The sequence below is a fragment of the Pseudomonas sp. G1002 genome, assembly GCF_013385455.1.
GTDB lineage: Bacteria > Pseudomonadota > Gammaproteobacteria > Pseudomonadales > Pseudomonadaceae > Aquipseudomonas.
On the sequence record NZ_JACAPY010000016.1, the window covers coordinates 390,821 to 399,915 of the forward strand.

Consider the following 9,095-nt stretch of genomic DNA (forward strand, 5'->3'; position numbering starts at 1 on the left):
GATGATAGCTCAGCGCGGCGCCGGGGTACGGATTTCACCGCTGGCCAAACGTGAAGCGCTGTTACCGATCGGGTCTTCGGCATTCAGATCGGCGCCCTTGGCTTTCAGTTCATCCAGCAGTTCCACGCGTTTGAACAGCCCGGCATACATGGCCGCCGTTTGTCCGGCGCCGTTGCGCTGGTCGGGGTTGCAGTCGGTGGCGAGCAGGCGCTGGGCGATTTTCAGCTCACCCTTGAAGATCGCGCCCATCAAGGCGGTGTTGCCGCGTTTGTCCTGCACGCAGGCATCGGCGCCGGCGGCGAGCAATCGGTCCACGTAGGCACTTTCACCGTGATAGGCGGCGAGAATCAGCGCCGTGTAGCCTTTTTCATCCTGGGTGTTCAGCGAATAGCCGGATTCGATGAAGGTGTTGAGCATTTCCACGTCGCCACGGCGGGCAGCGTCGAAGTAGTAATCCTGCAGTTGTGCCTTAAGCGCGGCCGGGTCAGCTTGTTCGGCCAATACGCTGAACGACAAACACGCAAGGACAGCGCCTATAAAGATTCGCATGGCAAATTCTCAGTGATGTGCCACCTGTAGGAGCCGGCTTGCCGGCGATGGCGTCCTTGTGGGCGCAATCGCCGGCAAGCCGGCTCCTACAGGGAGCGTGGGCGGTTAGTCGGTCAGCTTTTCGGCCAATGCCTTGACGCGGGCCAGGTCGCCCTTGGCCACTTTGGTCACGCCGGTGCCGTACTCCGGATCCGCCTTGTAGAGGAACGACAGGATGATGTGCTTGCTCTCGTCATCGGTGGTGGCCAGGGAGCCGCCGAAGTTGTCGATCAAGTCCTGGCGTTCTTTCTTGTTGAACGAGCGGTACAGGTCGCCGGCCTGCTTGAAGTTCTGCTCACGCTGGATCTTCGCTTGCTGGGTACTGCCCGACAGGGCCGACTGGCTGTACCGCGCGGTTTGCGGCTCTTCCCGTGGCAGCAGGCGGCTTGGCTGGTAGTTCACGCCAGTGGTGGTCTTGCCGAAGTTCATCGCGCCGTCCTGGTTACCGTTGTTGACGGTCACCCGGGGTGCGTTGATCGGCAGTTGCAGGGCGTTTGGCCCCAGGCGGTACATTTGCGTATCGGCATAGGAGAACACCCGGCCTTGCAGCAGGCGGTCTTCCGACGGCTCGATGCCCGGCACCAGGTTGGCCGGCGCCATGGCGACTTGCTCGGTTTCCTGGAAGACGTTGGCCGGGTTACGGTTCAGCACCATCTGCCCGACTTTGCGCTCCGGTACGTCCGGCCAGATCTTGGTGGCATCCAACGGGTCGAAATCAAACTTGGCCAGGTCTTCCGGTTTCAGCACTTGCACATACAGGTCCCACTTGGGGAAGTCGCCCTTATTGATGTGCGTGACCAAATCATTGGTCATATGGCTGTAGTCACGGCCCTGTACTTCAGTCACTTGTTTAGGATCGAGGTTCTTGATGCCTTGCAGGCTCTTCCAGTGAAACTTGACGTAGTGCACTTCGCCCTTGGCGTTAATCAACTTGTAGGCATGTACACCGTTACCGTCCATTTCCCGGTAACTGGCTGGAGTGCCGGAGTCCGAGTACAACTCGGTCAACGTACGAGTGGACTCCGGAACATGGGAGAAGAAGTCAAAGCGACGGGAATCATCGTCCAGGTTAGTGCGCGGATCTGGTTTAAAGGCGTGAACCATGTCCGGAAACTTGATCGCATCGCGAATAAAGAACGTCGGGAAGTTATTACCGACCAGGTCCCAATTACCTTCGGCGGTGTAGAACTTGGTGGCGAAGCCGCGCGGGTCACGCAGGGTTTCCGGCGAATGGTTGCCGTGAACGACCGCAGAGAAGCGCACAAATACCGGCGTGGCTTCGCCGGCGGCAAACACCTTGGCCTTGGTCAGGTCGCTGAGGTTATCGGTGACGGTGAAAGTACCGTGAGCGCCGGTGCCACGGGCGTGCACAACGCGCTCCGGAATACGCTCGCGATCAAAGCGCTGCAACTTCTGGATCAGTTGCACGTCTTGCAACAGGACCGGGCCATTCGCACCGGCGGTTTGCGAGTTCTGATTGTCACCGACCGCCGCGCCATTATCGCGCGTGAGGTTGGCGGCGTGTACGGACAGCGAAAGAAGACTGGCGCTCACTGCAAACAGCACCTGTCGCGCAGAAATAGGCCCGCGGCTAATAGGGTTTTTCATCGAGGTATCCTCTGGTTTTTTTAGTGCACATTGAGTTGTGCTTGCCAGAGGCTAGTGAGCCGCGAGTCAGAAGATAAGTAGAAAAGTCTTACCATGGCGATTGAAAAAATAGTGTGGTAACCCACTGAAATAGCGGGTATTCCGCGCGCGATTGGTGGCACTTTGCAAACTATTTGCGATTTAATGTGTCGATAAAAACGGACACTGTTAGCAGTTGTGTCGAGCAAGCCTCGCCACACTGTCTTACACTGGCTTCTACCTCCTCATCTGTAACAAGGAATAACCTATGGGCGTGTTAAGTGAGTTCAAGGCCTTCGCGGTCAAAGGTAATGTGGTCGACATGGCGGTCGGTATTATCATCGGCGCCGCCTTCGGCAAAATTGTTTCATCCTTTGTAGGCGACGTGGTGATGCCACCTATCGGCCTGTTGATTGGGGGTGTCGACTTCGGCGACCTGGCCGTAACGCTTAAAGCCGCCCAGGGCGATGCGCCGGCCGTCGTACTGGCGTACGGCAAGTTCATCCAGAGCGTGATCGACTTTGTGATCGTTGCGTTTGCGATCTTCATGGGCGTGAAGGCCATCAACCGCCTGAAGCGTGAAGAGGCCGTGGCACCTAGCCTGCCGCCGGTCCCGACCAAGGAAGAAGTGCTGCTGGGGGAGATCCGCGATCTGCTCAAGGCACAGAACAGCAAGCCCGAGTAAGCTCGGCAAAAAGTAAAGGCGCCTGCAGGGCGCCTTTGTTTTACCAGTAGTTTTCTACCGCGACCTGCCCCGGACGGCGGGTCAGGCTCAGTTGCATGTCGCGCTGTTTCAGCAACTGACGCGTGTCGTCGATCATCTGCGGGTTACCGCAAATCATCACCCTGGAATGCTCGGGGGTCAGCTCGATGCCTGCGGCGCGCTCCAATTCGCCGTTCTCGATCAGGGTGGTAATCCGCCCATTCAGCGCGCCCGGATGTTGCTCGCGGGTGACGATAGGAATGTAGGTGAGCTTGTGGGCGTATTCTGCCAGGTACTCACGTTCGCCCAGTTCATGGATCAACGACTGGTAAGCCAGCTCCCTTGCTTCGCGGGCACTATAGACGAGGATAATCCGCTCGAATTTCTCCCACACTTCGAAGTCCTGCAGGATCGAGAGAAACGGCGCAATACCGGTCCCGGTGCCCAGCAGCCACAGATCGCGACCATCCACAAACCGGTCCAGGGTCAGAAAGCCCGTGGCCTGGCGTTCCACCAGCAGGGTATCGCCCTCGCGCAGGCGGCTCAGCTCACTGGTGAACTCGCCACCCGGCACGACGATAGAGAAGAAATCCAGGTGCTCGTCAAAGGGCGAGGACACCACCGAATAAGCACGCCACACAATGCTGCCATCGGCCTTGGTCACCCCCAGGCGCACGAATTGCCCGGCGCAAAAGCGAAAGCCCGGGTCTCGGGTAGTGCGCAGGGTAAACAGGCTGGGAGTCAGCGATTTCACGTCGAGCAGGGTCTGGCGGGTGTATTTTTCAGCACTGGCCGTCATGGGAAACTCCATTTGCAGAGGCCCCTAGTGTCCCCCAAAGCGCCGCCTGGAAACACCGATGGTTTGTGCTGGAATTGCCGCTGCCCATTGTGGCAACCGCTGGGCGGTACTAAATATTTGGCTATTAGTCGCCTTCCAACAAGCCATTAGATGAGGGAGTGCAACTAAATATTAACAAGGCGCATTTAGAGCAAGTTCTTAAAACTAATGGAAAAAAATCTTATCGAACGCCTGAAACCTGTACACCGTAGCCAGGTTGTACAAATGTTATTGGCCTAACGCCCGCTTGAACATAACTAAATTTTTATTTCGAGCTGTAGCCGTTGTCCTACACTATTTTTTCACGTTGTAACCGGGGGCCTTGGAAGTACCCCATGTAAAAACCGTTCGCATGGAGAGTTACCGATGGTCAACTGGCACAACACTCGCCTGCCCAAACTCGAAGGGGAAAGCGAAATAACCAGTATGTACGAAGCTGCCCTCAACCTTACCTACGAGCTTGGCTTCCAATACTGCGCATTCACCCTTAGTTCCCATCTACCCAACAACCAAACGAAAACTATCAACCTCAACAACTATTCCAATGAATGGAATACGCTGTACAGACAAGAGCACTACTTTGATCTCGACCCTGTGGTTGCGCATTGCAAACGCTCGGTTCTACCGATCGTATGGGACGAGAAAACCTTTTCTTCGGTACCGGACTTATGGGCCCATGCCCAGTCCAACGGACTGAATTTCGGATGGACCCAATCGGTTCATGACTTCCAGGGTGTTTTCAGCATGTTGAGCCTGGGGCGTGCCACCGGCCCAGTGGGCCCTGAAGAACTCTATGAAAAAGCCGGGCAAGTGCTCTGGATTTGCCACGCCATGCACGCGGTGGTGGCCAAAAAATACGCAGACAATCCCAGCCCGCAAGCGCCCAGCAAATTGACCCCGCGGGAAACCGAAATCCTGCAATGGTCGGCCTTGGGCAAGACCGCCTCGGACATCGCCACCATCCTGTGCCTGTCCGAACGCACGGTCGGCTTCCATATCAGCAGTGCGATGAAGAAACTGGGGGTCAGTAACAAGATTGCCGCAGTGATCACGGCAGTCAAATGCGGGTTGTTTTAAACACCGCATGTAATCCAGGGGAAAAAAACGTAACATTTGCGGCCAGTTCCGGGTGATGACGCGAGCCCCTGATGCGCCTCGCGTCGCCGCTCACCCCGATGGTTCGCTTACCCAGAGTCTCACCCGCCATGCCCCTGCTCGACAGCCCCTTCGCCCAACTCGACCTGATCCGTCAGCCAGAACAGCACAACGACCCGCTGCAAGCGTTTGATGCAGCCGATGAGTATTTGCTCAGCTACCTGGCGGAACAACAGTTGACGACGGCGACCCGCGTACTCGTGCTCAACGACAGTTTCGGCGCACTGGCGGCCAGCCTCGAAGGGCATGTGCAGGTCACCTCCAGTGGTGACTCGTTCCTCGGCGCCCTGGGCCTGGAGAAAAACCTGGCGCGCAACGGCAAGGCTTTCGACGCGGTAACGTTCCTGCCCGCCAGCCAGACACCTGCCGGGCCGTTCGACCGCGTACTGATCCGCGTGCCGAAAACCCTGGCCCTGCTCGAAGAACAACTGATTCGCCTGCAAGGCCAACTGGCACCCGGCGCCGAAGTGATTGCCGGGGCGATGGTCAAGCACCTGCCACGGGCTGCCGGCGAACTGCTGGAGCGCTACATCGGCCCGATGCACGCCTCACTGGCGGTAAAAAAGGCCCGACTGCTGATCGCCACCCTGGCCGATCGGCCACACGCCATATCGCCCTACCCTACGCGCTACAGCCTGGAAACCCCGGCCATCGAACTGCTCAACCACGCCAACGTGTTCTGCCGCGAAGGCCTGGATATCGGCACCCGGGCCTTCCTGCCGCACCTTCCGGCAAACCTGGGGGACGCCCGGGTAGCAGACCTGGGCTGTGGCAACGGCGTACTGGCAATTGCCAGCGCGCTGCAGAATCCGCAGGCGCAGTACACGCTGGTGGATGAGTCCTATATGGCCGTGCAATCGGCGGAAGAGAACTGGCGCGCCGCACTGGGTGAGCGCGAGGTGCTGATTCGCCCCGGCGACGGCCTGGCCGATCAGGAAGCGCAGTCACTGGATGTGGTGCTGTGCAACCCGCCGTTCCACCAGCAGCAAGTGGTGGGTGACTTCCTCGCCTGGCGCATGTTCCAGCAAGCGCGGGAAGCGTTGGTGGTGGGCGGCGCCCTGTACATCGTCGGCAACCGTCACTTGGGTTATCACACCAAGTTGGCGCGGTTGTTCCGTGGTGTCGAGCAAGTGGCGACCACGCCGAAGTTCGTGGTCCTCAAGGCGCGCAAATAAAAAAGCCCTCCATGAAGGAGGGCAATAGTTACAACGGGATGTCAGTGGGTGGTCAGGCCCGCGGCATTCATGAACATGCGCATCAGGCTGGCCACCACGAACAGGGCCAGGACGCTGCCGGTCCAGATCATCGCCAGCCAGCCCAGGCGCTGCCAGAGCGGCTTTTTCTCGGCCTGTTCGATGTCGTGCAACGAAGGTTTGCCGGACATGAGTCAATCCTCCTAGTGATAACCGTCTTCGTGGGTGACCTTGCCGCGGAACACGTAGTAGCTCCAGAAGGTGTAGCCCAGGATGAACGGAATGATGAACAAGGTGCCCACCAGCATGAAGCCCTGGCTTTGCGGCGGTGCGGCGGCGTCCCAGATCGAGACTGACGGCGGGATGATGTTCGGCCACAGGCTGATCCCCAAGCCACTGTAGCCAAGGAAGATCAGCACCAGTGTCAGCAGGAACGGCGTGTAGTGCGCATTGCGGGCCACGGCGCGAATCAGGCCGTACATGGTCACCAGCACCAGGATCGGCACCGGCAGGAACCAGAACAGGTTCGGCAGGGTGAACCAGCGCGAGGCGATTTCCGGGTGGGCCAGCGGCGTCCAGAGACTGACGATACCGATCACCGCCAGCACCACGAATGCCAGGGGCCGGGCCAGGTTGTGCATCTTCTCCTGCAAGCTGCCTTCGGTCTTCATGATCAGCCAGGTGCAGCCCAGCAGCGCATACGCCACGATCAGGGCCACGCCGCAGAACATCGTGAACGGCGTCAGCCAGTCCAGGGAGCCACCGGCAAACTGCCGGTCGACCACCGGGATGCCATCAATGAACGCCCCCAGCGCCACGCCCTGGAAGAACGTCGCTGCCAGCGAGCCGCCGATGAAGGCCTTGTCCCACAAGTGACGCTTGTCGTCCTTGGCCTTGAAGCGGAATTCAAACGCCACGCCACGAAAGATCAGCCCGATCAGCATCAGCATCAGTGGCAGGTACAGCGCCGAGAGCACTACCGAATAGGCCAGCGGGAACGCGCCAAACAACGCCGCGCCGCCGAGTACCAGCCAGGTTTCGTTGCCGTCCCACACGGGGGCGACGGTGTTCATCATCACGTCACGGTCGGTCTTGCCCGGGATGAACGGGAAGAGAATGCCGATCCCCAGGTCGAAGCCGTCCATGACCACGTACATCATGATGCCGAAGATGATGATCACGGCCCAGATCAGCGGAAGATCAATACCCATGGCTCAGTTCCCCTTGTTCAAGGTGTCGCCGTGATCGGCATCGGCACTGTCATCAGCCGCCGACAACGGACGCGCCGGTGTGCGTTTCTGCCCAGGGCCACCGTGGGTGGGCTCGGTGCTTTCGTGGGTCACAGGCCCTTTGCGCACCAGGCGCATCATGTAGCCCAGGCCCGCGCCGAACAGCGCGAAGTACACCACCACAAACAACACCAACGTAATGCTCATCTGCGCAAAGCTGTGATTGGACGAAGCGTCCGCCGTGCGCATCAGCCCGTAGACCACCCACGGCTGCCGGCCGATTTCGGTGGTGAACCAGCCGGCGAGAATCGCGATCAGGCCGGACGGGCCCATCCACAGCGCCAGGTACAGGAACGGCTTGGACGTGTACATCTTGTCGCCACGGCGCAGCCAGAGGCTGAACAGGCCGGTGAAGATCATCAGGAAGCCCAGGCCTACCATGACCCGGAACGACCAGAACACGATGGTCGAGTTGGGACGGTCCTCAGGCGGGAACTCCTTGAGGGCCGGCACCTGCTTGTCCAGGGAGTGGGTCAGGATCAGGCTGCCCAGGTACGGAATTTCTACTGCGAACTTGGTTTTTTCAGCCTTCATGTCCGGCCAGCCGAACAGGATCAGCGGCGTGGGCTCGTTGCCGATATTTTCCCAGTGGCCTTCAATCGCGGCGATCTTCGCCGGCTGATGCTTGAGGGTATTCAGGCCGTGGAAGTCACCGATGACCGCCTGGATCGGCGCAACGATCAGCGCCATCCACATCGCCATCGACAGCATGGTGCGGATCGCCGGGTTGTCCTTGCCGCGCAGCAAGTGCCAGGCCGCCGAGGAGCCGACGAAGAACGCGGTCGCGACGAACGCGGCCGTGGCCATGTGCATCAGGCGGTAGGGGAACGACGGGTTGAAGATCACGGCCAGCCAGTCGGTTGGAATCACCCGGCCATCAATGATTTCAAAGCCCTGTGGCGTCTGCATCCAGCTGTTGGAGGCAAGAATCCAGAAAGTCGAGATCAGCGTGCCGACGGCCACCATCACCGTGGCAAAGAAGTGCAGCTTGCGCCCGACCTTGTTCCAGCCGAACAGCATGACCCCAAGGAAGCCGGCTTCGAGGAAGAACGCCGTGAGCACCTCATAAGTCAGCAACGGCCCGGTGACGGCACCGGCGAAGTCCGAGAAGCGGCTCCAGTTGGTGCCGAACTGATAGGCCATGACCAGGCCGGAGACCACGCCCATGCCGAAGTTGACGGCAAAGATCTTCGACCAGAAATGGTAGAGGTCACGGTAGGTGTCGTTGTGGGTCTTGAGCCACAGGCCTTCCAGCACCGCAAGGTAACTGGCCAGGCCGATGGTGATGGCCGGGAACAGGATATGGAATGAGATGGTGAACGCGAATTGAATTCGGGCGAGATCTAGCGCCTCCAAACCGAACATAAGTCTTCCTCTGTCAGGTAATACCGAATGCTGGCTGGAGGCCTGCACCCACTGCCCCCACGGATATGGAGTGTGGCGAATTCAAATTCGTTTCTTTTTATAACCAACCACGCAGGGATTCTGGCCTTGCGGCCGCCAGAGCAATCCCGGCGAAGGTTTTGATCTGGGTCAAGCATTGCTGAAAGAGTAGTCCCATTTTCGCGAGAGCAAGGCGTGGTCTTTTGCCGCGTGACAGGTTGCCTCAGTGGTCACTGGGTGTTGTCTTTGGTGGATTGGGCGTGCTTTGGGTGTATATCCGTTATTTGGGTGATGGCTGGTATTGGTTCCGCTCTTACAGC

9 protein-coding genes are annotated in these 9,095 nt (G+C 58.9%); 3 read left to right on the plus strand and 6 right to left on the minus strand.

Annotated elements, in window-relative coordinates; translation table 11 throughout:
- Window positions 1-9: 9 nt before the first annotated feature.
- Together HX801_RS07985 and katB are read right to left on the minus strand one after the other, a co-directional pair.
- Window positions 10-549, minus strand: a complete 540-nt coding sequence (locus HX801_RS07985) for an ankyrin repeat domain-containing protein (protein ID WP_008432819.1) — start codon at window positions 547-549, stop codon at window positions 10-12.
- A gap of 105 nt (window positions 550-654) precedes the next feature.
- The gene (gene katB / locus HX801_RS07990) at window positions 655-2,196 is read right to left on the minus strand and encodes a catalase KatB (RefSeq protein WP_003215817.1); all 1,542 of its coding nucleotides are present in this window, start codon (window positions 2,194-2,196) and stop codon (window positions 655-657) included.
- A gap of 286 nt (window positions 2,197-2,482) precedes the next feature.
- Here katB and mscL point away from each other — a divergent pair, with 286 nt between their 5' ends.
- Window positions 2,483-2,899 carry a large-conductance mechanosensitive channel protein MscL gene (gene mscL, locus HX801_RS07995; RefSeq protein WP_003215816.1) on the plus strand — a complete coding sequence of 139 codons (417 nt, stop codon included), beginning with the start codon at window positions 2,483-2,485 and terminating at the stop codon, window positions 2,897-2,899.
- 40 nt (window positions 2,900-2,939) lie between these two features.
- Here mscL and HX801_RS08000 read toward each other — a convergent pair whose 3' ends face one another.
- Window positions 2,940-3,716 carry a ferredoxin--NADP reductase gene (locus HX801_RS08000; protein ID WP_177021863.1) on the minus strand — a complete coding sequence of 259 codons (777 nt, stop codon included), beginning with the start codon at window positions 3,714-3,716 and terminating at the stop codon, window positions 2,940-2,942.
- Window positions 3,717-4,121: 405 nt separating this feature from the next.
- On the opposite strand from HX801_RS08000, the gene HX801_RS08005 reads away from it, so the two are divergent.
- The gene (locus HX801_RS08005) at window positions 4,122-4,832 is read left to right on the plus strand and encodes a LuxR family transcriptional regulator (RefSeq protein ID WP_003215813.1); all 711 of its coding nucleotides are present in this window, start codon (window positions 4,122-4,124) and stop codon (window positions 4,830-4,832) included.
- 128 nt (window positions 4,833-4,960) lie between these two features.
- The gene (locus tag HX801_RS08010; RefSeq protein ID WP_177021864.1) at window positions 4,961-6,085 is read left to right on the plus strand and encodes a methyltransferase; all 1,125 of its coding nucleotides are present in this window, start codon (window positions 4,961-4,963) and stop codon (window positions 6,083-6,085) included.
- A 41-nt stretch (window positions 6,086-6,126) separates the two neighbouring features.
- Here HX801_RS08010 and HX801_RS08015 read toward each other — a convergent pair whose 3' ends face one another.
- From HX801_RS08015 to HX801_RS08025, 3 genes are read right to left on the minus strand one after another with little or no spacing between them, the layout of a single operon-like run.
- Window positions 6,127-6,294 carry a DUF2474 domain-containing protein gene (locus HX801_RS08015; protein ID WP_003215809.1) on the minus strand — a complete coding sequence of 56 codons (168 nt, stop codon included), beginning with the start codon at window positions 6,292-6,294 and terminating at the stop codon, window positions 6,127-6,129.
- A 12-nt stretch (window positions 6,295-6,306) separates the two neighbouring features.
- Window positions 6,307-7,314, minus strand: coding sequence for a cytochrome d ubiquinol oxidase subunit II (gene cydB / locus HX801_RS08020; protein WP_008432810.1), 1,008 nt, complete (start codon window positions 7,312-7,314; stop codon window positions 6,307-6,309).
- Window positions 7,315-7,317: 3 nt separating this feature from the next.
- Entirely contained in the window at window positions 7,318-8,757 is a 1,440-nt protein-coding gene (locus tag HX801_RS08025) for a cytochrome ubiquinol oxidase subunit I (protein WP_008432808.1), read from the minus strand.
- Window positions 8,758-9,095: the final 338 nt, after the last annotated feature.

Coding starts and splice junctions, on each gene's coding strand:
- HX801_RS08000 (WP_177021863.1), bottom strand. CDS start 3,716: ATGACGGCCAGTGCTGAAAAATACACCCGCCAGACCCTGCTCGACGTG.
- katB (WP_003215817.1), bottom strand. CDS start 2,196: ATGAAAAACCCTATTAGCCGCGGGCCTATTTCTGCGCGACAGGTGCTG.
- cydB (WP_008432810.1), bottom strand. CDS start 7,314: ATGGGTATTGATCTTCCGCTGATCTGGGCCGTGATCATCATCTTCGGC.
- mscL (WP_003215816.1), top strand. CDS start 2,483: ATGGGCGTGTTAAGTGAGTTCAAGGCCTTCGCGGTCAAAGGTAATGTG.
- HX801_RS07985 (WP_008432819.1), bottom strand. CDS start 549: ATGCGAATCTTTATAGGCGCTGTCCTTGCGTGTTTGTCGTTCAGCGTA.
- HX801_RS08025 (WP_008432808.1), bottom strand. CDS start 8,757: ATGTTCGGTTTGGAGGCGCTAGATCTCGCCCGAATTCAATTCGCGTTC.
- HX801_RS08010 (WP_177021864.1), top strand. CDS start 4,961: ATGCCCCTGCTCGACAGCCCCTTCGCCCAACTCGACCTGATCCGTCAG.
- HX801_RS08005 (WP_003215813.1), top strand. CDS start 4,122: ATGGTCAACTGGCACAACACTCGCCTGCCCAAACTCGAAGGGGAAAGC.
- HX801_RS08015 (WP_003215809.1), bottom strand. CDS start 6,294: ATGTCCGGCAAACCTTCGTTGCACGACATCGAACAGGCCGAGAAAAAG.